This window comes from Pseudomonas sp. ML96 (assembly GCF_000761545.1).
GTDB lineage: Bacteria > Pseudomonadota > Gammaproteobacteria > Pseudomonadales > Pseudomonadaceae > Aquipseudomonas.
The window spans coordinates 61,919-84,984 of record NZ_JPMY01000005.1; the positions used below are offsets into that span (position 1 = coordinate 61,919).

Here is a 23,066-nt window from a genome sequence, read left to right on the forward strand (position 1 = left end):
GTTGTCGCGCCGGGCAAGCCTCAGGGCGTGTCCTCTGCGGGGGCTTCCTGCCAGCTGCTGTCCGGGTCGAAGCGGACCATGGCCAGTGCCTGTTTGGCGCCGTCGGGGCCGAGGTCCTTCTCGAACACTTCGCCGTCGTGGCTGATCATGAAGCTCATCACGCCGCTGTTGCCGTAGTCCGCCGGCCAGGCGATCAGGGCGAAGCCGCGGCTCATGATCTTGCCGATGCGGTAGTCGTAGGCGCCGCCCGGCGCCGAGGGGCCCTGGGCGGTGAGGATGCGGTAGCGGTAGCCGTGCCAGGCACCGTTCGGCAGCTCGTCGCCGAACAGCGGGCCGAGCGGGCTTTGTTCCTCGCCGGGGTGCTCGGCCCAATACAGGCCGTCGTGCTTGCCATCGCTGCTGACGAACTTCTGCGCATATTCCAGGGCGCCATTGCCGTTGCGGTCGACCTCGGCGTAGTCCATCTGCGCATCGTGGTAGGCGCGCACGGCCTCCAGGGTGGCCAGTTCGTTGCGGCCGATGCGGCGCAGGCGAATGGTCTCGCCGCCGGCGCGGGTGTCGAAGAACCAGCCGTCCTTGCCGCGTACCAGCGGCAGCGGCAGTTCCCAGGCGCTGTTGCCGACCACCAGGCGCGAACGGTCGCGGGCCTCGGGGCGAATTTCGTGCTTCTCGTGGTACAGGGCGAGGAAGGCATCGACGTCTTCACGCTCGACGCCCTGGCGCGGGATGTAGTCGCTCCAGTCATCGCCCAGTAACGCGGCCAGTTGCTTGGCGTCGGCATGCTGAGTGCCCAGCGCGGCGACGAAGGCGGCGGCGGCCTCTTCGGGCTCGGCAAAGGCCTGCTGCGCCTGGGCGGGAAGGGCGATGAGCGGGAGCAGGGCGAGGAGGGTACGCAGAGTCAGGTTCATGGCGAATCTCCTTTTCAGCGCCGCCGGGCGCCGCCGCGGGCGGACATGGACGGACGGCTCACCGCGCGGCCGCTGGCACGAGAGGCCTGTGGCCGACTGACGGAGGCTCGGCTGGCCTGGCCCCGCTGCTGGTAGGCACGTTCCCGGTCGGGCGCGCGCGCGCCGGCGAAGGCATTGTCGCGGGCGCCGCGGTTGCTGGCGTGCTGTTGGCGTGCCTGCTGGCGGCTCTGCGCCGTGTTGCGTGGCTCGCGGGACTGGGCGCGCTGGCGCAGCTGGTCCGAGTTGCGCATCTCGCGGTTGGCGCTCTGCGCTCGCTCCAGGGCCTGGCGATTGTTGGTGGCGGGGCTGTCGAAGCCATGCTGCTGCAAGCTCTGCCGCGCGCGCTCGCGGTCGGCGGCGTGCGCCGGATCGCGGCCGCGCAGGGCCTGGCGCTGTTCGCCGTTGGCCAGGCGCTGGCTGAACTGCTCACGGCTGGCCCGGTCGCGGTAGGGCACGCCATCGCGGTTCACCGCGTTGTGCTTCCAGGTGTTCTGATTGACGTTCAGTTGGCGGTTGTCGTTGATGTTGTTGTAGCGATTGACGTCGATGTCGATGTCGCCATGGCCCCAGTTGCAGTCGCCCCACAGCGAGTCGACGATCGCCACGCCGGCGGCGAAGCCGATGCCGGCGACCACCGCCGAGCCGAAGTAGTAGCCGGGCGGTGGGTAGTACACCGGCGGATAGGCCGGGTAGGCCCAGGTGCCGTAGACCACGGTGGGGTTGTAGCTGGGCACGTAGACCACCTGCGGGTCGGCCGACTCGATGATGATGGTCTGCTGGCTGCTGCCTGAGCTGGTGACCTGGGCCGGTTCGGCCGGCTTCTCGCTGACCTTCTGCTTGTCGTTGGACTCCAGGTTGCCGGCCGCCTTGGCCTGCTGGCGCAGACGCTGCACCGCGCTCATCACCGCGTCGGATTGCGCCAGGAAGGCATCGCCAACGCGCTGCACCCAGGCCGGGTCCTGGCCCATGGTGGCGAGCACGGCGGGGAAGGCCACCAGCGATTGCACGCTGGGGTCCCAGGGCTGGTCGGAAACCTGCCGCACGGCATCGTCACCGCTGGCGTCCGGATGCTCGGTGGACCAGGTTACCGCATCGGCGACATCGCCGGGGTAGGTCGCGGCCATCAGCACCTGGGCCAGCAGGGCGTCGGGATAGAGGGCCAGCGGGGCGAGCATCTGGTCCAGTTCTTCGGTGCTGAACACCTGCTCGCTGGTGGTGCTTGGCGCGGGCGCCTCCTCGGCGCTGGCCGGGCTGAGCGGCGCGGCGCCCAGTGCCAGTAGCAGGGGCAGCAGGCCGAATCCGGAGTGGATACGCATGGCGATTCTCCTTGCACGAAGTGCGCGAATCAGTGGCGGCTGGCGCCGCGCTCAGCCAAGCATAGGTCAGTTGGGCGAGGGCGCTCGGGCGCGATAGCCGTCCTTCTTTAGTGCGCGAGCCAGTTTCTGCAGGCTGTCTTCGGCGGCTGCCAGCGCCTTGTCGGCGCGTTGCTGCCAGAGCGAGCGCAGTGGCTCCAGATCAGGCTCGCTGGCGATGCGCGCGCACCACTGGAAATGGTCGTGCCAGTCGCCCAGGGCTGACTGGCTGGCGTGCAGGGCCGCGATACTGCGTTTGCTCAGGTCGGACAGCTGCGGGTAGGTCTCGGTGGCGTAGCGCACGCGTTTGACCAGCAGGCGCAGACGGTGGCGATCAAAGTCTGGGGTGGCGAGGGCGCGGGCTAGGCGCTTCACCTGCTTGCGCAGGCGACGGCGAACCCCTGCCTTCAAACGGCTCAGCTCAGCACTACTCTGAGCGCCGCGCAGCTCGGCGGGCCAGACGTCGAGCAGGGTGAGCAGGCGCTCCAGCTCGCGGCTGTCGAGAATGGCGGCGTAAGAGTGGGCCAGGCGCGCGCGGCGTGTGCTGGCCAGTGTGGGATAGCCGCGCTTTTCCAGCTCGCCTGCGAGTACTTCCAGGTCGCGTACCGGGGCACTGAGGGTGCCGAGTGCGGCGGCAGCATCGTCGAGCGGAGACAGATCGGTGATCCGACGCAGCGGCGCCAGCAGGCTGCGCAGGCGCCGCACACCGATGCGCAGGTCATGCAGGGCCTCGTCGTCGGTGCCCGCCTCCAGACGCAGGCGGGCATGGATCAGGGCGATGTTCTGTTCGATGAGCGAAGCAATCACCGAGTCGACGAGACGACTCATTCAGAAACGCTCTTCGACCAGCCGGAACGGGTAGTGGGGGCTCTTGTAACGGCCGATCTTGCCGCGTTTGGGCAGCTCGATCTTGCTGTCCTTGGTCAGGTCCTCGTAGGGAATCTGGCCGAGCAGGTGGCTGATGATGTTCAGGCGCACGCGCTTCTTGTCCTCGGAGTGAGCCATGTACCAGGGCGCCCAGGCCGAGTCGGAGGCGGCGAACATGTCGTCGCGGGCGCGGGTGTAGTCGTCCCAGCGGCCGAATGACTTGAGGTCCATCGGCGATAGCTTCCAGATCTTGCGGCCGTCGTTGATACGGTCTTCCAGGCGCCGCTGTTGCTCTGCGGCGCTGACCTCCAGCCAGTACTTGATGAGGATGATGCCGGACTCGACCAGCATCTTCTCGAACAGCGGCACCACCTGCAGGAACTTGTGGCTCTGTTCCTCGCTGCAGAAGCCCATTACCCGCTCGACGCCGGCGCGGTTGTACCAACTGCGGTCGAATATCACCACTTCGCCGGCCGCCGGCATGTGCTGCAGATAGCGCTGGGCATACATCTGGCTCTTCTCCCGCTCGGTCGGCGCCGGTAGCGCCACCACGCGAAACACCCGCGGGCTGACCCGCTCGGTGATGGCCTTGATGGTGCCGCCTTTGCCGGCACCGTCGCGGCCTTCGAAGATGACGCAAACCTTGAGGCCCTTGGCCACCACCCACTGCTGCAACTTCACCAGTTCAATGTGCAGGTGCTTGAGTTCCTCGTCATACACCTTGCGCTTGAGTGGTTCGCTGGTCGGTTGCTTGTCCTTCTTCTTAGACATGCCCGTGCTCCGTCAATGGAAGGGGAAGAAGTAGTTCATCCACGACGACATGCGCAGCAGGATCTTGCGCATGATCGCTACGTGGTGGAAATGCTTGGAATACAGCGCCGCCTGGCCGTAGGCACCGCCCGGCATCAGCTCGCGATATTGGTCGAACCTGGGGTCGGTGACCTCCAGCACCACCGGTACGCGCCCGGCCGGCGGCGAGCCGGTGAAACCGATCAGGTTGCCGCTGGGCTGCATCTGGCCCTCGGCGATCACCGGCAGCACCATCTTCACCTTGGCCTGGAACACCTCGCCGGGGATGCCATCGAAGGCTATCTCCGCATCGTCGCCCATGGTCAGGCGCAGCTGGCTGTTCTGCCGCATCCAGGCCACGTAGTTGTGCTCCTCGAGTGGCACGAAGACCATGGCCGGGCGCAGCGGCATCTTCACCGCGCGCATGCCCGGTCGCAGGATGACCTGGGTCACGTAGCCCTTGGACGGCGCGCGCACCACGGTACTGTCGAGGTCGTACTGGGCGCCGATGATCTGCGCCTGCAGATCCTCCACCCGTGCGGTAGTCAGGTCGACGTCGCGGCGGTTGCCGACGTTGCGCCGGGCCAGTTCGACGGCTCGGGACTGGTCGGCACGGGCCGAGACCAGCTGGGCCTTGAGCGACTTGACCTTGCTCTCGAAGGGGATCGGGTCCATGCGGAACAGCACGTCGCCTTTCTCCAGGATGCGGTTACCCACCACCGGCACGTCGACCACCATGCCGCTGACCGCCGGCACGATCGGGGTACTGATGAAGTAGCTGCGCGATACCTCGGAGTAGGGGTGGTTGTAGTTCATGGTGAAGATCAGCGCGCCGATGATCACCACGCCGCCGAGCACGGCGGTGGGCACCGTCCACTTGTTCAGCGGGATCTTGAAGATCTTGAAGATGGCGACGCAGATGGCGGTGTAGGTGAGGACGAGTAACAGATCCATGGCTCAGCCCTCCTGCCGCGGCAATTCGGGTGCTGCCAGCGGTGCTGCGGGTGGCGGTGGCTCTGCCGGGGCCTCCAGGGCGGCCAGGCGGGCCTGCACCTCGCCAAGCTGCTGCTCCAGCGCCTGCACGCGTGAATCATCTGTCGTGGCCTGCGGCGTGGCGGCGAAGCCCCAGCCGCGATCCTCGCGGTAGAGGGTCGCCCAGATCCACAGGAACGGCCAGATGGCATGCAGGGTGAACAGGCTGATCCAGCCTGCCACGTGAATCGCATCCTGTTGCGGATGCTTGCGGTGAACAGCTATTTCATAAGGGATGTCGTGGATCGCGATCACCCCATAGAACAGCGTTATGCCCACGAAAATCAGAATCCCCAGCGCGACGTAGTCCAGCATCCCAGCCCCCATTACTGTCTTATTGCTTACAGCAGGCTAGCAGCCGATCAGCGAGCCGGCGAGGACATGGCCGGTTACGACTGTGGTCCGCCGTTTCGACGGAATTTTCACCTGGCGTCGACAACAATTCGCGTTTGCCAAATCGACTCAGGACGCCCTCCGTAATGCCTTCCATGGACGCCCGACTGCAGCCAAGCCTGCGCAGTCACTTCGCCTTCACCCTCGCCAGCGCGCTGCTGCTGCTGCTGATGTTCTCGGCTCTGCGCCTGGCCTTGCTGCACCACAACGCCGAACTGATCGGCGAAACCACCACCGGCGATCTGCTGGAGGCCTTCTTCAACGGTGCGCGCTTCGACCTGCGCGTGGTGGTCTACATCGTCGCGCCGCTGCTGCTGTCGGTGCTCAGCCTGCGCGCGATGGCCGCGCGGCGCGCGCATCTGGTGTGGTTGGTGGTCGCCGCCAGCATCAGCCTGCTGCTCGGCATCACCGAGATGGACTTCTATCGCGAGTTCCACCAACGCCTGAACAGCCTGGTGTTCCAGTACATGGAAGAGGACCTGGGCACGGTCTCCAGCATGCTGTGGAACGGCTTTCCGGTGGCTCGCTACCTGCTGGCCTGGGCCTTGGGCACGCTGGCCATGGCCATGCTGTTCAACTGGATCGAGCACATCACCCGTTCGCGCCAGGCGCGCCCGGCCATGGCTTGGTACAAGCGCTTCGCGGTGTTCTTCATCTGCCTGCTGCTGGCGGTGCTGGCCGCCCGTGGCACGGTGAAACAGGGCCCGCCGCTGCGCTGGGGCGATGCCTTCACCACTAATTCGATCTTCGCCAACCACCTCGGCCTGAACGGCATCCTGACCCTGTTCGATGCCGCCGAGAACAGCTTCTCCGATCACCGCGACAACGCCTGGAAACCCACCCTGCCGGACGCCGAGGCGGTGGCCGAGGTGCGCCAGATGCTGCTCGGCGAGCACGATGTGCTGGTGGATGCCGATAGCGCGGCGGTGCGCCGCGACTTCACCCCGCCGGCCGAGGGCACGTTGCCGGTCACGCACGTGGTGGTGATCCTGATGGAGAGCTTCGCCGGGCGCTGGGTCGGCGCGCTGGGCAGCGATGCCGACATCACGCCGAACTTCGACCGCCTGAGTCAGGAAGGCCTGCTGTTCACCCGCTTCTTCTCCAACGGCACCCATACCCACCAGGGCATGTTCGCCACCATGGCCTGCTTCCCCAACCTGCCGAGCTTCGAGTACCTGATGCGCATGCCCGAGGGCAGCCACAAGTTCTCTGGCCTGCCGCAGCAGCTCAGCGCCCGTGGCTACGACGACCTGTACGTCTACAACGGCAACTTCCAGTGGGACAACCAGTCCGGCTTCTTCAGCAACCAGGGCATGCGCAACTTCATCGGCCGCGAGGACTTCGTCGATCCGGTGTTCATCGATCCGACCTGGGGCGTGTCCGACCAGGACATGTTCGACCGCGCCGCCGTCGAGCTGAATAAACTGGACCCGAACAAGCCGTTCTATGCGCTGCTGCAGACCCTGTCCAACCACACCCCCTACGCGTTGCCGGAGCAGCTGCCGGTGGCGCCGGTGACCGACCGGGGCTCGAACAACGAGCACCTCACCGCCATGCGCTACTCGGACTGGGCCCTGGGGCAGTTCTTCGAGAAGGCCAAGCAGTCGCCGTACTACAAGGACACCCTGTTCGTGATCGTCGGCGACCACGGCTTCGGCAGCCCGGAGCAGCTCACCGAGATGGACCTGTACCGCCACAACGTGCCGCTGCTGCTGATTGGCCCGGGCGTGCGCGAGCAGTTCGGCGAGCGCCGCGACACCGTCGGCACGCAGATCGATGTGGTACCGACCATCATGGGTCGCCTGGGCGGCACCACCCGTAACCAGTGCTGGGGACGTGACCTGCTCAACCTGCCGCAGGGCGATGCGGGTATCGGCGTGATCAAGCCCTCGGGCAGCGACCAGACGGTGGCCATCGTCAATGGCGACAAGATCCTGGTGCAGCCCAAGGACATGCCGGCCAAGCTGTATCGCTACCAGCTCGCTGAGCGAAAGGTCGAGGTGCTGCAGGGCGATGCGCAGCAGGCGGAGCTGCAGAAGCGCCTGGAGGCCTTCCTGCAGGTGGCAACCCAGAGCCTGCTGCGCAACACCGCAGGGGTGAGCGATGCGGCAGGGGCTGCGGCCCGCAAGGAACCTGCTAGCGAGTAGGGGGCTAGCTTGTGACGCCGCGCTGGAACTGACGCGGCGCCACGCCTTTCCAACGCTTGAAGGCGTGGATGAAGTTGGACACCTCGCCATAGCCGAGGCGCTCGGCGATCTCCTCCAGGGTCAGGCCGCCGGTGGCCAGCAGCTCCTCGGCCAGGGCCTGGCGCACCTCATCCAGCAGCAGGCGGAAGTTGCTGCCTTCTTCGTCTAGGCGCCGGCGCAGGGTGCGCGAGCTCATGTGCAGGTCGGCGGCGACCTGCTCCATGTCCGGCAGGCGGCCGGGGCGGGCCAGCAGCAGGGCACGGATACGCCCAGCCAGGCCATCATCCTGGCTGCGTTTGGCCAGCAGGCGCTGACATTGCTCCTCGCACAGCTGCGCCGCCTGCGGATGGGCTCCGGCCAGGGGTAGGTCGAGCAGATGGCGAGGGAAGACGAAGCGGTTGTGCGCCTGCGCGAAGCTCGGCAGCTGGCCGATCTCTTCGATATAGGGCGTCGGGTCCGCCGGCGCCGGCAGGCGCAGCTCTACGCGCAGGATCGGCAGGTCGCGCAGCCATAGCTCGCGCAGTACCTGGAGCATGCCGGAGAAGTCGCGCTCCAGCAGAAAGCCGCGCAGATCCGCTGGCACGTCCTGGTCATCGAGCAGCAGGTGCACCTCTTCACCGCTTTCCTCCAGGCGCATGCCGTGGAAGGCGTAGGTCAGGTCCAGATAGCGCAGGCCGAGGCTGGCGGCGTCGCGGAAGGTCGGGCTGGCCAGCAGGGCGAAACCCCAGATGCCATAGCTGTTGAGGCGATAACGCCGACCCAGCGGCAGGCCCAGCCCCGGCTGCTCGCCGCAGGCCTGCACCAGATTGCGCACCAGGCGTAGCTCCTGCTCGGCATCCACTTCGGCGCCGGGGTCGGCCAGCAGCGACCAGTCCAGGCCGGTGCCCTGCAGACAGGTATCCAGGCTCAAGCCCAGGTCCAGGCCGTACTGGGTGAGGAGATGCACGCTGACGGCGCTACGACGGGGGCGGGCCATGCTCTGTCCGAAAGTCACAATTTATTGGCCGACTATGCCATAAACCGTGGCGAGGGGAGTGAGTAGCATCTCGTCATCTACAACAAGAATAACGGCCAAGAGCCAAAGTCTCGCGAGCTAGAGCCAAACGGTGGCGGCAGTGGTCGAGGACGCGGAGTTTACGAGTTGTAAATGAGCAGTCCGAGACCGCAGCCAACGCCGTTTGGCCGACGCGCAGCAGACTTTGCAGGAGATAACAATGAATAACATCACTCCCGAGCAGACGCCCCTGCGCACGCTGATTATCGGTGCCGGCTTCGCCGGCCTCGGCCTGGCCATGCTGCTGCGTAAGCAGGGGCACGAGGATTTCCTGATTCTCGAGCAGAGCGACGAGCCCGGTGGCACCTGGCGCGACAACCATTACCCCGGCGCGGCCTGCGACGTGCCTTCGCACCTGTACTCCTTCTCCTTCGAGCCCAAGCTCGACTGGAGCCGGCGCTATGCGCCGCAGCCGGAAATCTACGCCTACGTGCGTCAGTGCATCGACAAGCACCAGCTGGCGCCGCGTATCCGTTGCCGCAGCGAGGTGGCCGAGGCCTGGTTCGACGAGGCGGCCGCGCTGTGGCGGGTCACCACCAGCGATGGCGCCGAGTTCAGTGCACGGGCCCTGGTCAGCGCCTGTGGCCAGCTCAACCGGCCGCTCTATCCGAAGCTGCCGGGGCTGGAGCGCTTCGCCGGCGAAAGCTTCCACTCGGCGCGCTGGCGTCACGACGTCGACCTCGCCGGCAAGCGCGTGGCGGTGATAGGTACCGGCGCCAGCGCCATCCAGTTCGTGCCGCAGATCGTGCCCACGGTCGGTCGCCTGCACCTGTTCCAGCGCACGCCAGCCTACGTGATGGCCAAGCCGGACCGCCCCTACAGCCGCTTCGAGCTGGCGCTGATGAAGCGCTGGCCATGGACGCAGAAGATCGATCGCGCCTGGCAGTACTGTTTCCACGAGGTGCGCGGTGTAGCCTTCTTCCTCTGGCCTTGGGTGATGAAGCTGCAGCGCATGCTGGTGCTGCGCCACCTGGCCCGCGAGGTGCCAGAGGCCGGACTGCGAGCGAAGCTGACCCCGGACTACCCGCTGGGCTGCAAGCGCATTCTGATCAGCAACGACTACTACCCGGCGCTGCGCCAGCCGCAGGTCGAGGTGGTGAACGAGGCGATTCGCGAGGTGACCGAGCATGGCATCGTCACCACCGACGGCGTGGAGCGTGAGCTGGACGTGCTGATCTACGGCACCGGCTTCGCTGCCAGTGATTTCCTCGCGCCGATGCGTATCCGTGGCCTCGGCGGCCAGGAGCTGAACCAGGCCTGGCGCGACGGCGCCGAGGCCTACAAGGGCATCAGCATCAGCGGCTTCCCCAACCTGTTCGTGCTCTACGGGCCGAATACCAACCTGGGCCACAACTCGATCATCTACATGCTCGAGAGCCAGTTCCCCTATGTGCTCGACTGCCTGGCCAAGCTCGACCAGGGCGTGCGCTACCTGAACGTGCGCCGTCAGGTGCAGGACGCCTGGAACCGCCAGGTGCAACACGACATCGGCCAGTCGGTGTGGGAGCAGGGCTGCAGCAGCTGGTACAAGAACGCTGCCGGTAAGCACACCAACAACTGGGCCGGTTTCACCTTCAGCTACCGCAATCAAACCCGCCGGCCGCAGTGGAGCGACTATGAACTGGTCCGTTGAGTTGCCGGCCGCAAGCAGCGGCCAGCGCCTGCTCACCGCAGTGCTGCGCGCCAGCACGCGCCTGGTGTTCCGCAGCGGCATGCATCCGCGCCTGGCGCCGCGCATCCAGCGCGTGGTGCTGCGCCTGGCCACGCTAATTGCCCCGCGTGCGTCGGGCGTAGCTGTCGAGCCAGGGTGCTTGGGAGAAGTGCCGTGCGAGTGGTTACGGTCTGCGCGCGATAACGGCTGGGTGATCCTCTACCTGCATGGCGGCGCCTTTATGGTCGGCTCGCCGAAAACGCATCGGGCGATCACCACGCACCTGGCTGCGCAGTCTGGCGCGCAGGTCTGCGCACTGGATTACCGCCTGGCGCCCGAACATCCCTGGCCGGCGGCCGCGGACGATGCCCTGGCCGCCTACCGAGCGCTGCTGGCCCAGGGGCAGCCAGCCGAGCGCATCGTCATCGCCGGCGACTCGGCCGGCGGTCACCTGACGCTGTCCACGGTGCTGCGCCTGCGTGACGCCGCTTTGCCGCTGCCGGCGGCGCTGGTGTGTTTCTCGCCGGTCACCGATCTGAGCGGCGCCACCTGGCATGAGCCTGCGGCAGGCGATCCGCTGCTCAGTCGCGCCTGGCTGGGGCAGGGTGTCGATGCCTATTGCCCGCCTGGCGTGGAACGCACGGGAGCATTGCTGTCGCCGCTGCATGCCGATCTGTCCGGCCTGCCGCCACTGCTGGTGCAGGTCGGCGAGGATGAGCACCTGCTGACCCAGAGCCTGAATTTGCACGAGTGCGCCGGACTGGACCTGCGGCTGGAGGTCTATCCAGGGCAGTGGCACGTATTCCAGATCAACTGCGCCTTGCAGCAGGTCGCCAGGCTGGCGCTGCGGCGGGTCGTCGAATTCCTGCAGGAGAAGGGCTGCCGATGAACACCATTCTGATCACCGGTGCCGCCTCCGGCATCGGCGCCGCCACCGCGCGGCTGTTCCATTCCCGCGGCTGGAGTGTGGGCCTGCTGGATATCGACCACCGTGCGCTGGCGGCACTGTCTGCCGAGCTGGGCGGGGTGTGGCATGCCGAGCTGGACGTCACCGACGCCGGCGCCGTGCGCGAGGCCCTGCAGGACTTCTGTGCCTTGCATGGTGGGCGTCTGCGCGTGCTGTTCAATTCGGCCGGGGTATTGCGCTTCGGCCTGTTCGAGGAGATCAGTCTGGAAGAGCATGCGAGCATCCTGCAGATCAACGTGCTCGGCCTGCTGCAGGTGACTCACGCGGCCTTTCCCTACCTCAAGGGTACGCCGGGCGCCCAGGTGATCAACATGGGCTCGGCGTCGGGCCTGTACGGCACGCCGCACATGGTCAGCTACTCGGCCTCCAAGTTCGCCGTACGTGGCATGACCGAGGCGCTGGAGCTGGAGTGGCGACGCCATGGCATTCACGTCGGCGACCTGATGCCGCCGTTCGTGGCCACGCCGATGGTCGACAGCCAGTCCTTCACGCCGCCGGCGCTGCGGCGCATGGGCGTGAACCTGCGGGCGGAAGATATCGCCGAGGCGTTGTGGCGGCAGGTCGAGCGGCCCAAGGTGCACCGGCCTATCCACTGGCTGTTCCGCTTGATGTACGCGGCCGGCCAGGTGTCGCCACCGGCGATCAGACGCCTGCTGATGGGCTGGCTCAGCCGCGACTGAGCCGCCCGTCGCCGAAGGCGCCGCCAGCGGTCAGTGGGTCGACATGGTGGCAGAGCAGACGCTAACCTGAACAAACGGCGGTGCCGGCCAGTGCTCCTTTGGCCTGCCGCCCGCGGGCTCTGGCCTGCGCATGACAGACCAGGCAGCCCCTGCCTGGTTCTCGGGCGGCACCTTGAGGTGTCGCATGGCCGCCAAGCCGTTGGCGGCTGCGGTCGATCCATCGCCTGAGAGGAGGTCGTTTATGAGCACAGCCTTCCAAGATGATGTCAGCACTAGCGTTCTGCGCCGCATGAAAGAGGGCGGTTTTGACTTCGCCCGCGTCCATCCCATCGAGTTCTACGCCATCTTCCCGAATGAGGATCGGGCCAGAGAGGCGGCAAAGCAGTTTCGTGGCGAGTCACTGAATGCCCAGGTCAGCGTCCGCGAGGACGGCGCCTGGCACCTGCAGGTGAGCAAGGTGATGTATGCCACTCACGCCGGCATCGGCGACTTCGAGCAGGACCTGGAGGCACTGGTGGTGCCGCTGGGCGGTGTCATGGATGGCTGGGGTGTGACCCAGGAAGTCCGTCTCGACGCTCAGCTCGCCAGTCGGCCCTGAGTGCTGTGATACCGGCCAACCGCCCGGTTGGCCGGCTCCCGATCAAACCCTCTTCGAATCAGGCCGCGGTGCGCTGTTGCAGCGCCTCGAGATAGCCGATCACGTCTGGTGCGCCGGCCTGGCGCAGGCCTTCGCCGAGGGCGTTGGCCTCGGGCGAGGCCTTGGGCAGCAGGAGGAATTCCGGTGCATTCGGGTAGCGCAGCAGCGACAGGCGCGCATAGGGCAGGCCGTGGTCGAGCAGCAGGCTCATGAAGGCCGGCTCGCTCCAGGCCTGCACCGGCATGGCGGTCATATGATACAGCCGGCGTAGCTCGGCCAGGCCGCTGGCGCTGAGGCGATAGCGAACCAGCTCGGCCGGCAGGGTCACTTCCAGGCCACGCAGACGGGCGTAGGCAATGGCGCAGGCGAACTCCTCGCCATGCTGCTCGCCGCCCCAGTACGTGCGCTCGCCGTACCAGCTGGCCTGACGCAGCTCCACCGCCTCCGCAGCGAGGAAGCGCGGCATGGCATGGCTGATGGTCTTGAGGAAGTCCTTGTAGCTGATGATGCGGGCGCAGCGCCCCAAGGGGCCGGCGGCCAGTTCCTCGAAGCTGCTCAGGGTGTCGTCGAGGCGTGGCGGCGGGCTGCACAGGCCGTCGATCTGGCGCAGGTCGAAGTCGTCGAGGTGCTGCACATCGCGCTCGACCACGCGCATCAGTACGGCGCGAGCGGCGGCCTTGTCTTCCTGAACCGGGCCGGAGAGGGCATCACGCGGCAGGTCCACCAAGCGTTGCAGGGGCGGGCCAGCCTGCCACCAGACGCTCGGCGCGGGCACCGGCAGTCCCATGAAGGGCAGGCGCAGCGCGCGGGCACGCTCGAATACCAGGCGCGGCACGCGACCGCTCAGGCCCAGGCGTTGAGCCAGGGCCGAAAGGCGCGACGCGATGCTGGTGGGGGATTCGGACAGACTCATGACCCGCAGGATACTCCCGGTACTACCGTTCCAGTGTGGCAGAGCGATGGCTGCGCTGCATCATCGCGATACGGATCGGCGGCGGAGGGCGCCTGCGCCTGTGGCAGAATGATGCCATTCATTGTCGAGGATGCCTCCATGCCCAGCCTGGTGCTGGATATCGCTTTGCCTGCGGAACGCTTCCTGGCCGTGTACCAGGGGCGTGCCAACCGGGTTCTGCTGTACAGCCGCGACGGCCGCAAGGTCAGTCTGCCGGCTCATCATCTGCGTCCATTCCTGCGCCACGACGGCATACATGGCGTGTTCGAGCTCGAATTCAGCACGGCCGGAGAACTGCTCGACCTGCGTCAGCTGCAATAAGTGCTCGAACGGAGCTCCTTATTACTCCCTTGCCTCGCCTGAGGCTAGTGGCGGCGGCTATAATCGCGCCCTGCTTCCCACTGCCACCCCTTATCCGAGCCGATCCGCCCATGTACGACCTGGCCCGCGCGCTGCTGTTCCGTCTTGCCCCCGAAACCTCCCACGAGCTGTCCATCGACCTGATCGGTGCCGGCGGTCGCATGGGCTTCAATGGCCTGCTGTGCAAGGCGCCGAGCCAGTTGCCAGTGCAGGTGATGGGCCTGGAATTCCCCAACCCGGTCGGCCTGGCCGCCGGCCTGGACAAGAATGGCGATGCCATTGACGGCTTCGCCCAGCTTGGTTTCGGCTTCGTCGAGATCGGCACCGTGACCCCGCGCCCGCAGCCGGGCAATCCCAAGCCACGTCTGTTCCGCCTGCCGGAAGCCACCGCGATCATCAATCGCATGGGCTTCAACAACCACGGCGTCGACCACCTGCTGGCCCGTGTTGCTGCGGCCAAGTACAAGGGCGTGCTGGGCATCAACATCGGCAAGAACTTCGACACCCCGGTCGAGCGCGCCGTTGACGACTACCTGATCGGCCTGGACAAGGTCTATGCCCACGCCAGCTACGTCACCGTCAACGTCAGCTCGCCGAACACCCCGGGCCTGCGCAGCCTGCAGTTCGGCGACCAGCTCAAGCAGCTGCTCGAAGCGCTGCGCCAGCGCCAGGAAGACCTGGCCGTGCAGCACGGCAAGCGTGTACCGCTGGCGATCAAGATCGCCCCGGACATGAGCGACGAGGAAACCATTCAGGTGGCTCAGGCGCTGGTCGAGATCGGCATGGACGCGGTGATCGCGACCAATACCACCCTCGGCCGCGAGGGCGTGGAGAACCTGCCGTTCGGTAACGAGGCCGGCGGCCTGTCCGGCGCGCCGGTGCGCGACAAGAGTACCCACACCGTGCGTGTGCTGGCCGGCGAGCTCAAGGGCCGTCTGCCGATCATCGCCGTGGGCGGCATCACCGAAGGAGCGCACGCGGCTGAGAAGATCGCCGCTGGCGCGAGCCTGGTGCAGATCTATTCCGGATTCATCTACAAGGGGCCGGCGCTGATTCGCGAGGCGGTAGATGCCATCGCTGCGCTGCCGAAGAACTGAGAACCGGTTTACGATCTGCTGCGCGTCGGAAAAACTGCGTTGGAAACGACTTCGGAATGCTCATTTACTACCTGTAAACTCCGCTTCCTCAGCCGTTTCTGCCTTGTTTTTCTCTAGCTCGCTAAATCGTAAACGGGTTCTCCGGGGGCAATAAAAAGGGCCCCTGAGGGGCCCTCGGGCTCTCGCCCACCGCCCGGATGGGACGGTCTGGTGAAGTCGGGGTGATCCTGATTCAGCCGACGGCGTGGAGTTCGTTGAGTCTATGGATGCCGGCGGCGCCGGTCAGTCCGTCCCAGTTGTCACCGCGGCCCTCGCGCCAGCCGTTGATCCAGGCTTGACGGGTGGTAGGGTGGGTGAAAGGACACATATCGCGGGATTTACCATGAATGCCGTGCTGATAGCCGCGCAAGAATGCTCGTTCCAACGGATCACGCTTAAGTCTTCTCATCGGGTGTTGCCCTCACTGTTGACTGTTATGTCCCGTTGGCCCCTTGGTGGGACCGGGCAGAAAGCATCTGCCAGTGGGTCCGCTGCCGGCGTGGCGGACCATCTGCCAGCACCGTTGCGGTGCCGGCCTGAGTTGATTTCTATCGAATGCGTTCCACCCTGTGAATGATCGTTTTGTCATAAGGACGTAACGTCAGGGGGGATGGAGCCATAAGGTTCAATCTGTTTTTTGCTGTTGGTTTGCCCCAGGCCGCGTCAATGGGGAGCCTCGGCTGGAGCGGCAGGCTTTTTGCCATTGCGAACTGCTCTCGTCTGCGAGCGTTGTTTATTCCGACGAAGGGTCGCGCTGCGACGTCTCGTCACACTAAGGTGGCCCACAGGCCACCCCGATTACTGGATGCCCCATGTCTGACCGCTACGAACTGATTCTGACCTGCCCGAAAAGCCTGGAAGGCCTGCTGCTCGAAGAAGCCAGCGGCCTGGGCCTGGAGGAGGCCCGCGAGCAGACCGCCGCCGTGCGTGGCTTTGCGCCCATCGAGGTGGGCTATCGCCTGTGCCTCTGGTCGCGCCTGGCCAACCGCGTGCTGCTGGTGCTGCGCCGCTTCCCGGTACAGAACGCCGAGGAGCTCTATCAAGGCGTGCTGGCGGTGGACTGGGCCGAGCACCTGGACCCGGCCGGCACCTTGGCGGTGGAGTTCAGCGGCCATGGCGCCGGTATCGACAACACCCACTTCGGCGCACTGAAGGTCAAGGACGCCATCGTCGACAAGCTGCGCACGCCGACCGGTATTCGCCCGTCGATCGACAAGGTCGACCCACACCTGCGCGTGCACCTGCGCCTGGACAAGGGCGAGGCGGTGCTGTCGCTGGATCTCTCCGGACACAGCCTGCACCAGCGTGGCTACCGCCTGCAGCAGGGCGCCGCGCCGCTCAAGGAAAACCTGGCTGCGGCCATTCTGATCCGCTCTGGCTGGCCGCGTATCGCCGCCGAGGGTGGCGCGCTGGCCGACCCCATGTGCGGTGTCGGTACCTTCCTGGTCGAGGCGGCGATGATCGCCACCGACATGGCGCCGAACCTGCGCCGCGAGCGCTGGGGCTTCTCCAACTGGCTCGGCCACGTGCCGGCGATCTGGAAGAAGCTGCATGCCGAGGCCGAGCAGCGTGCCGCTGCCGGCCTAGCCAAGCCTCCGCTGTGGATTCGTGGCTACGAGGCCGATCCGCGACTGATCCAGCCGGCGCGCAACAACATCGACCGCGCCGGGCTCGGTGAGTGGGTCAAGCTGTACCAGGGCGAACTGGCCACCTTCGAGCCGCGCCCGGACAGGAACCAGACCGGCCTGATCGTCAGCAACCCGCCCTATGGCGAGCGCCTGGGCGACGAGGCGAGCCTGCTCTATCTCTACCAGAACCTCGGCGAACGCCTGCGCCAGAGCTGCCTGAACTGGGAAGCGGCAGTGTTCACCGGCGCGCCGGAGCTGGGCAAGCGCATGGGCCTGCGCAGCCACAAGCAGTACTCCTTCTGGAACGGCGCGCTGCCGTGCAAGCTGCTGCTGTTCAAGGTACTGCCCGAGCAGTTCGTTACCGGTGAGCGTAGCGAGCGGCGCCAGGCCGGCGAGGAGGGCGCTGCGGCGCCGGTAGCCAGTGAACCGGCGCGCCTGTCCGAGGGCGGGCAGATGTTCGCCAACCGCCTGCAGAAGAACCTCAAGAGCCTGGGCAAGTGGGCGAAGAAGGCCGATATCGAGTGCTATCGCCTATACGACGCCGACATGCCCGAGTACGCCCTGGCCATCGACCTGTATCGCGACTGGGTGCATGTGCAGGAGTACGCGCCGCCGCGTTCCATCGATCCGGACAAGGCCCAGGCGCGCCTGCTCGATGCGCTGGCGGCGATCCCGGTCGCACTGGGCATTGCGCCGGACAAGGTGGTGATCAAGCGCCGCGAGCGCCAGGCCGGCACCAAGCAGTACGAGCGCCAGGCCAGCCAGGGCCAGTTCATGGAAGTGAACGAGGGTGGCGTGCGCCTGCTGGTCAACCTGACCGACTACCTGGACACCGGTCTGTTCCTCGACCACCGCCCGCTGCGCCTGCGTATCCAACAGGAGGCGGCCGGCAAGCGTTTCCTCAACCTGTTCTGCTACACCGCCACGGCCACCGTGCATGCGGCCAAGGGCGGCGCGCGTAGCACCACCAGCGTCGATCTGTCGAAGACCTACCTCGACTGGGCGCGGCGTAACCTGTCGCTCAACGGCTTCTCCGACAAGCAGCGCCTGGAGCAGGGCGACGTGATGGCCTGGCTGGAGGCCGACCGTGGCGAGTACGATCTGATCTTCATCGACCCGCCGACCTTCTCCAACTCCAAGCGCATGGAAGGGGTATTCGACGTGCAGCGCGACCACGTGCGCCTGCTCGATTTGGCCATGTCGCGCTTGGGCAAGGGCGGTGTGCTGTATTTCTCTAACAACTTCCGCAAGTTCCAGCTCGACGAGAGCCTGGCCGAGCGTTACGCGGTGGAAGAGATCAGTGCGCAGACCGTCGACCAGGACTTCGCCCGCAACGCCAAGATTCACCGCGCATGGCGCATGACCGCCAAGGGCTGAGAGCCGTGGCCATGAAAAAGCCCGCCATTTGGCGGGCTTTTTCGTTGCGGCGAACTCAGCGGCGGTAGATGTCCAGCAGCACCTGGTCGAGGATCGCCGAGGCGCCCCATGGGCGTGGGTCATTGAGGATCGCCACCACCACCCAGTTCTGGCCCTTGGCCGTGCGGGTGAAGCCGGCGATGGCGCGCACGTTGTTCAGGGTGCCGGTCTTGATATGCGCCTGGCCCTGCATCGCGGTGTTCTTCAGGCGCTTGCGCATGGTGCCGTCCATGCCCACCAGCGGCAGCGAAGCGATGAATTCCGGCGCGTAGGGGCTGTGCCAGGCGGCCTGCAGCATGCCGGCCATCTCGCGCGCGCTGACCCGTTCGGCGCGCGACAGGCCGGAGCCGTTCTCGATCACCAGGTGCGGCGCGGTGATGCCCTTCTTCGCCAGCCAGTTGCGGATCACCCGCTGTGCGGCCTTGGCATCGTCGGGGTCGGCGCGGTCGCGGAACGACTCGCCCAGGCTGAGGAACAGCTGCTGGGCCATGGTGTTGTTGCTGTACTTGTTGATGTCGCGGATCACCTCGGTGAGGTCCGGCGAGAAGGTGCGCGCCAGCAGCTGGGCGCTCTTCGGGACTTCGCCGACACGATCCTTGCCGTGGATGCTGCCGCCCAGTTCCTGCCAGATGGCACGCACGGCGCCGGCGGCGTAGCCGGGGTGGTCGAGCAGGGCCAGGTAGGTCTGCGCGCTGCAGCCTTCGGCGAGCTTGCCGGTGACCACCAGAGTGGTGCCGTCGAACTGGGTCACCGGGTTGTAGCGCACGTCCGGCCAGGCCGGGCACTTGGTGCTGCCGAGCGCCTTGACCTGATTGTCGATGCGCACGTTGGTCAGCGGCGGCTCCATCATCACGCTGACCTTGCCGCCGGACGTGCGGGCAATCATGCGCACGGCCTTGAGGTTGACCAGTAGCGAGTCAGGGGTGACCAGGAACGGCTTGTTCGGGTCGCCGCCGTCGTCATTGAAGGTCGGCAGACTCGGGTGGTGGAAGTGGCTGCGGTCCAGCACCAGATCGCCGGTGATCTGCTGCACGCCGTTGGCACGCAGGTCGCGCATCATCAGCCAGAGCTTTTCCATGTTCAGCTTGGGGTCGCCACCGCCCTTGAGGTACAGGTTGCCGTTGAGCACCCCGTTCTTCAGCGGGCCGTCGCCGTAGAACTCGGTGCGCCACTGGTGGGTGGGGCCGAGCAGTTCGAGGGCGGCGTAGGTGGTGACCAGCTTCATGGTCGAGGCCGGGTTCACCGACACATCGGCGTTGTAGATGATGCCGTTGCCGGCGCCATCCAGCGGCAGAGCCACCACCGACAGGCTGTTAGGGGAAATCTTGTTGGCCTTGAGCGACTGCTGCACCTTGCTTGGCAGCACGCTGCTGGCCTGGGCGGCAGAGAGGGGAAGGGCGACGGGGAGAAGCAGTGAAGCGACGACGAGATTGCGGAGCGTTCTGATCATTGGCACTGGCCCAGGCAGAAAAAAGGGCAAAAAAGAAGGTGCGGATGCGGTTTGGCTGCGCATTATGCCCGATGCCGAGGCAGGTCATAGGCGCTTTTTGCTGAACGGGCGGGCAGTGCAAGCGGCAACCTGCTAGAGTGCCGCCCGTTGTAACTATTGAGTATCTAGGAGTGTATATGGCCACCAACCGTTCCCGCCGCCTGCGTAAGAAACTGTGCGTCGACGAATTCCAGGAACTGGGCTGCGAGCTGACCCTCAGCTTCCACGAAGGCCTGACCGAAGAAGGCGCCGATAAGTTCGTTGACGAATTCCTGCTCGACGGCATCGACGCTAACGGCCTGGGCTATGTCGGTGGTGATGACTACGGCTTCGTCTGCCTGGCCAAGCGTGGCTCGGTCAGCGAAGAGCAGCGCGCCGCGCTGGAAGCCTGGCTGAAAGGCCGCAAGGAGCTGAGCGAGTTCACCCTCAGCCCGCTGATGGACGTGTGGTACCCGGAGAATCCGGTCAGCGCGAAGGCCTGAGCCTTCAGCTGAAATGAAAAAGCCCGGCCTAGGCCGGGCTTTTTTGTGCCCGCGATTCAGGCCAGGCCGGCCTTGGCCAGGATGGCTGCCGGGTCTATCGCATCGATCTGCTCCGGGCGCAGGAAGCGTTCGGCATAGGCTTGCGGAATGCCCGTAGCGATGAACAGGGCGAACAGCTCCGGGTCGATGTGCGCGCCGCGGCACATGCCGGCCATGATGCCCAGCGAGTCGCTGAGGGTCTTGCCCTTCTTGTAGGGACGGTCCACCGAAGTCAGTGCTTCGAAGATGTCGGCAATCGCCATCATGCGCGCCGACAGGCTCATTTCCTCGCGCTTCAGCCGCTTCGGATAGCCCGTGCCATCCATCTTCTCGTGGTGTCCGCCAGCGATCTCCGAGACGTTCGCCAGGTGCTTGGGGAACGGCAGGTGATCGAGCATGCGGATGGTCTGCACGATGTGGTTGTTGATGATGTAGCGCTCCTCGGCGGTCAGGGTGCCGCGGGCGATACCCAGGTTGTACAGCTCGCCGCGGTTGTGCTTGAACTCCGGCACTTCGAGCTTGAAACCCCAGGGGTTGTCGGCGGGGATGATTTCGCTGGCCGGGCGTTCGAGCACGTGCTCGGGCTTGTTCGCCAGCAGCGGCTCCTGCACCGGCAACTGCGGCGCCGGGCTGCGTGCCTGGCGCTGGTTCTCTTCCCAGGACACACCGAGGCGATCATCCAGGGTGCGTGTCCAGGTGCGCGCGGCGATGGTCTTGAGGCGTTCCTGGTCGGCATCGGCCATCGCTTCGCCGCCCAGGTTGCAGCGGGCGACGAAGGTGAATTCGTCGTCCAGCGCGGCCAGGGTCTCGTCGCGCAGCGCGCTCAGGGCGGCCTCGTCGCTACCCTGGGCCAGGCCCTGCCAGTAGACGACCCAGGCGTCGCGCTTGAGCAGCTCGAAGCGCATGCGCACCTCGTGGATGCGGTCGTAGATGGTCTCCAGCTTGGTCGCCTTGTCCACCACGTATTCTGGGGTGGTGACCTTGCCGCAGTCGTGCAGCCACGAGGCGATGTGCAGCGCCTCCCATTCCTCGTCGCTCGGCTGAAAGTCGCGGAACGGTTCGGCGTCGCTGGCGGCCGCGGCGCGCGCCAGCATCAGGGTTAGCTCCGGAACGCGCTGGCAGTGGCCGCCGGTGTAGGGGCTCTTGGCGTCGATGGCGCCGGCGATCAGTTGGATGAATGCGTCGAGCAGCTGCTTCTGCTGTTCCAGCAGGCGCTGGCTCTCGATGCACAGGGCGGCGACGCCGGATACCGCTTCGACATAGGCGATGCGCTGCGGGCGCAGCATGGCCAGCTCGGATTCCTTGCCGCTGTCGCGGTTGACCAGCACCAGCACGCCCAGGGTGTCGCCCTGGCGGTTGTGCAGCCCGGTCGCCATCAGGTGCACGCGCGGGCTGTCCAGGGTGTGCAGCAGGCTCTGGTAGCCATCGGCCTGGTCGAAGCCGAGCGAGACCACGCAGGTGCTGCCACCTTCGGCCGGTTGGCGCAGCCAGTGCGGCAGCTCGCTGGAGCCCGCCTGGTAGCTGGGGATGCGGTGCTCTTCCAGACTGTGCTGCTCGTCGTTGATGAACAGGCCGTGGGGCTCCAGGGCGCCGCTGCCGGTTTCCCGCAGGAACAGCAGGCCGGCGCTGGCCTCGCTGAGGTCCACGGTCTCCTTGAGCACGCGGCGAAGCAGGGCGTCGAAGCGGGTTTCGGCGGAGAGGCTGGCGGTGATGTCGAGGAAGCTGGACAGGGTGTCCTTCATCTTGCCCATGGCTACCGCCAGCTGGTCGATCTCCAGCACCGGCGAGCGGCCGCTGGCCGGATGGCTGAAGTCGAAGCTGCGGATCGCCTCGGCCTCGGTCACCAGTGCGTTCAGCGGTTTGACCAGCACGCGTGACATCAGCCAGCCCAGTGGGATGCACAGCAGCAGGATGGCCAGGGTCAGAATCGCGCCCTGCCAGCGGATGCGGTAGGCGTCGGCCAGCAACTCCTCTTCCGGGGCCAACAGGGCCAGGCGCAGGCCATCGGGACCGCCCTCGGCGAGTTGGCTGTAGGACACCTGCCAGGGTTTGCCGGCCAGTTTCATTGCGCCCTGGCGATCCTTGTCCAGGCCGCTCTGGAACAGCTCGGCCAGCGCCGGGCTGAGATTGGCCACCTGGGCCAGGTGCACCCTGCCGTTGCTGACCACCAGTTTGCTGGCGTCCGGGTAGGCCACGGCGGCGCCGTCCGGGCGGTACAGCACCACTTCGGAGGAGGGGGTGACCCGGTGTTTGGCCAGCGTGGCGGAGAGGTCGGCCAGGGTCAGGTCGGCGGCCAGTACCGTGTCGCCGCTGCTGATCAGGGCGAGGGTAGTGCCGACATCCTTGGTGGAGAAGAAGGCGTAGGGATCGGTGGTGATCAGCTGCTGGTCCGCGCGCGCGCTCTTGTACCAGTTGCGGGTGCGTGGGTCGTAGCTTTCCTTGAGGTTCTGCCGGCGGCTGATCCAGTTGAGATCGGCGTCGAAATACTGCGACTCGGAGATCGGCCGGGCATCGCCCGTGCGGTCGATGGTCCAGACCTGGTAGGCGGCGTTGGCCGGGGCATCGAAGATGCCCTTGAGGCGGTCGTCGCGCAGCGGCCGCACCATGAAGAAGTCGCCATCTTCATAGCCCAGGTAGAGCGCGGCGAGCTTGGGGTTATCCTTCAGCGCCTGGGCGAACATCGGTAGCAGGTTCATGCGCTGGTAGCTGTCGCGCGCCAGGTTGCGCTCGTTGAGCGCGAGCAGGCCGAGCAGGTGGCGAATCGGCTGGTAGGTGTGCTGTAGGTCGGCTTCCACTTCCTCGCGCATCTGCTGGAACAGCTGCTTGCTGCTGGAAAGGATGACCTGGGTGGTCTGGTAGTAGTTGAACAGACCGAGGATCACGCCGCTGCTGAGCAACAACAGGGTGAACAGCATGCTGATGTGCATGTGCAGCGGAAAGCGCCGTTCTTTGCCCTGCATGACCTCACTCCTTTGACTGCAGAACTTCAGGATAAGGACAGAAGCATAG

General features: G+C 66.1%; 20 protein-coding genes. 9 read left to right on the plus strand and 11 right to left on the minus strand.

The genetic code is table 11. The features are described 5' to 3' along the window. Nucleotides 1–20 precede the first annotated feature (20 nt). From IP89_RS03745 to IP89_RS03770, 6 genes are all read right to left on the minus strand, one after another. Complete coding sequence (locus IP89_RS03745) at nt 21–908, minus strand: DUF2950 domain-containing protein (RefSeq protein WP_043307823.1); 888 nt, start codon at nt 906–908, stop codon at nt 21–23. 14 nt (nt 909–922) lie between these two features. Next, nucleotides 923–2,263 (minus strand): DUF3300 domain-containing protein, encoded by a 1,341-nt coding sequence (locus IP89_RS03750; RefSeq protein WP_043307824.1) that lies wholly within the window; start codon nt 2,261–2,263, stop codon nt 923–925. Nucleotides 2,264–2,329: 66 nt separating this feature from the next. Next, nucleotides 2,330–3,127 (minus strand): CHAD domain-containing protein, encoded by a 798-nt coding sequence (locus IP89_RS03755; RefSeq protein WP_043307826.1) that lies wholly within the window; start codon nt 3,125–3,127, stop codon nt 2,330–2,332. Next, entirely contained in the window at nt 3,128–3,937 is an 810-nt protein-coding gene (gene ppk2, locus IP89_RS03760) for a polyphosphate kinase 2 (protein ID WP_043307828.1), read from the minus strand. Between the two features lie 12 nt (nt 3,938–3,949). After that, on the minus strand, nt 3,950–4,909 hold the full coding sequence (locus IP89_RS03765; protein ID WP_043307830.1) for an HlyD family secretion protein: 960 nt from the start codon (nt 4,907–4,909) through the stop codon (nt 3,950–3,952). Nucleotides 4,910–4,912: 3 nt separating this feature from the next. Further along, nucleotides 4,913–5,302: a DUF3302 domain-containing protein gene (locus IP89_RS03770; protein WP_052080944.1), complete on the minus strand. Its 390-nt coding sequence runs from the start codon at nt 5,300–5,302 to the stop codon at nt 4,913–4,915. Nucleotides 5,303–5,466: 164 nt separating this feature from the next. Here IP89_RS03770 and IP89_RS03775 point away from each other — a divergent pair, with 164 nt between their 5' ends. Continuing rightward, on the plus strand, nt 5,467–7,527 hold the full coding sequence (locus IP89_RS03775) for an LTA synthase family protein (RefSeq protein WP_043307832.1): 2,061 nt from the start codon (nt 5,467–5,469) through the stop codon (nt 7,525–7,527). Nucleotides 7,528–7,531: 4 nt separating this feature from the next. Here IP89_RS03775 and IP89_RS03780 read toward each other — a convergent pair whose 3' ends face one another. Then, nucleotides 7,532–8,542, minus strand: coding sequence for an AraC family transcriptional regulator (locus IP89_RS03780; RefSeq protein WP_043307834.1), 1,011 nt, complete (start codon nt 8,540–8,542; stop codon nt 7,532–7,534). A 238-nt stretch (nt 8,543–8,780) separates the two neighbouring features. Here IP89_RS03780 and IP89_RS03785 point away from each other — a divergent pair, with 238 nt between their 5' ends. From IP89_RS03785 to IP89_RS03800, 4 genes are all read left to right on the plus strand, one after another. After that, a complete protein-coding gene (locus tag IP89_RS03785) occupies nt 8,781–10,253 on the plus strand; it encodes an NAD(P)/FAD-dependent oxidoreductase (protein WP_043307836.1) in 1,473 nt (490 codons plus the stop codon). After that, entirely contained in the window at nt 10,237–11,160 is a 924-nt protein-coding gene (locus tag IP89_RS03790) for an alpha/beta hydrolase (protein ID WP_043307838.1), read from the plus strand. The genes IP89_RS03785 and IP89_RS03790 overlap by 17 nt, the downstream gene beginning before the upstream one ends. Next, the gene (locus tag IP89_RS03795) at nt 11,157–11,918 is read left to right on the plus strand and encodes an SDR family oxidoreductase (protein ID WP_043307840.1); all 762 of its coding nucleotides are present in this window, start codon (nt 11,157–11,159) and stop codon (nt 11,916–11,918) included. Before IP89_RS03790 ends, IP89_RS03795 begins: the two co-directional genes overlap by 4 nt. A gap of 241 nt (nt 11,919–12,159) precedes the next feature. Next, nucleotides 12,160–12,516 carry a ribonuclease E inhibitor RraB gene (locus IP89_RS03800; RefSeq protein WP_043307842.1) on the plus strand — a complete coding sequence of 119 codons (357 nt, stop codon included), beginning with the start codon at nt 12,160–12,162 and terminating at the stop codon, nt 12,514–12,516. Nucleotides 12,517–12,574: 58 nt separating this feature from the next. Here IP89_RS03800 and IP89_RS03805 read toward each other — a convergent pair whose 3' ends face one another. Further along, complete coding sequence (locus IP89_RS03805) at nt 12,575–13,468, minus strand: DUF6685 family protein (RefSeq protein WP_043307843.1); 894 nt, start codon at nt 13,466–13,468, stop codon at nt 12,575–12,577. Nucleotides 13,469–13,606: 138 nt separating this feature from the next. On the opposite strand from IP89_RS03805, the gene IP89_RS03810 reads away from it, so the two are divergent. Both IP89_RS03810 and IP89_RS03815 read left to right on the plus strand, forming a co-directional pair. Further along, complete coding sequence (locus tag IP89_RS03810; RefSeq protein WP_043307901.1) at nt 13,607–13,828, plus strand: DUF2835 domain-containing protein; 222 nt, start codon at nt 13,607–13,609, stop codon at nt 13,826–13,828. A gap of 110 nt (nt 13,829–13,938) precedes the next feature. After that, nucleotides 13,939–14,964 carry a quinone-dependent dihydroorotate dehydrogenase gene (locus IP89_RS03815; RefSeq protein WP_043307845.1) on the plus strand — a complete coding sequence of 342 codons (1,026 nt, stop codon included), beginning with the start codon at nt 13,939–13,941 and terminating at the stop codon, nt 14,962–14,964. Nucleotides 14,965–15,196: 232 nt separating this feature from the next. Here the strand turns inward: IP89_RS03815 and rmf are convergent, their stop codons facing one another. After that, complete coding sequence (gene rmf, locus IP89_RS03820) at nt 15,197–15,412, minus strand: ribosome modulation factor (protein ID WP_043307847.1); 216 nt, start codon at nt 15,410–15,412, stop codon at nt 15,197–15,199. A 403-nt stretch (nt 15,413–15,815) separates the two neighbouring features. Here rmf and rlmKL point away from each other — a divergent pair, with 403 nt between their 5' ends. Then, nucleotides 15,816–18,008 carry a bifunctional 23S rRNA (guanine(2069)-N(7))-methyltransferase RlmK/23S rRNA (guanine(2445)-N(2))-methyltransferase RlmL gene (rlmKL, locus tag IP89_RS03825; RefSeq protein ID WP_043307848.1) on the plus strand — a complete coding sequence of 731 codons (2,193 nt, stop codon included), beginning with the start codon at nt 15,816–15,818 and terminating at the stop codon, nt 18,006–18,008. Between the two features lie 55 nt (nt 18,009–18,063). On the opposite strand, the gene dacB is transcribed toward rlmKL, so the two are convergent. Further along, complete coding sequence (gene dacB / locus IP89_RS03830) at nt 18,064–19,497, minus strand: D-alanyl-D-alanine carboxypeptidase/D-alanyl-D-alanine-endopeptidase (RefSeq protein WP_043307850.1); 1,434 nt, start codon at nt 19,495–19,497, stop codon at nt 18,064–18,066. Nucleotides 19,498–19,673: 176 nt separating this feature from the next. Here dacB and IP89_RS03835 point away from each other — a divergent pair, with 176 nt between their 5' ends. Beyond that, a complete protein-coding gene (locus IP89_RS03835; RefSeq protein WP_043307852.1) occupies nt 19,674–20,018 on the plus strand; it encodes a YggL family protein in 345 nt (114 codons plus the stop codon). 56 nt (nt 20,019–20,074) lie between these two features. On the opposite strand, the gene IP89_RS03840 is transcribed toward IP89_RS03835, so the two are convergent. Further along, the gene (locus tag IP89_RS03840) at nt 20,075–23,017 is read right to left on the minus strand and encodes an HD domain-containing phosphohydrolase (protein ID WP_043307854.1); all 2,943 of its coding nucleotides are present in this window, start codon (nt 23,015–23,017) and stop codon (nt 20,075–20,077) included. Nucleotides 23,018–23,066: the final 49 nt, after the last annotated feature.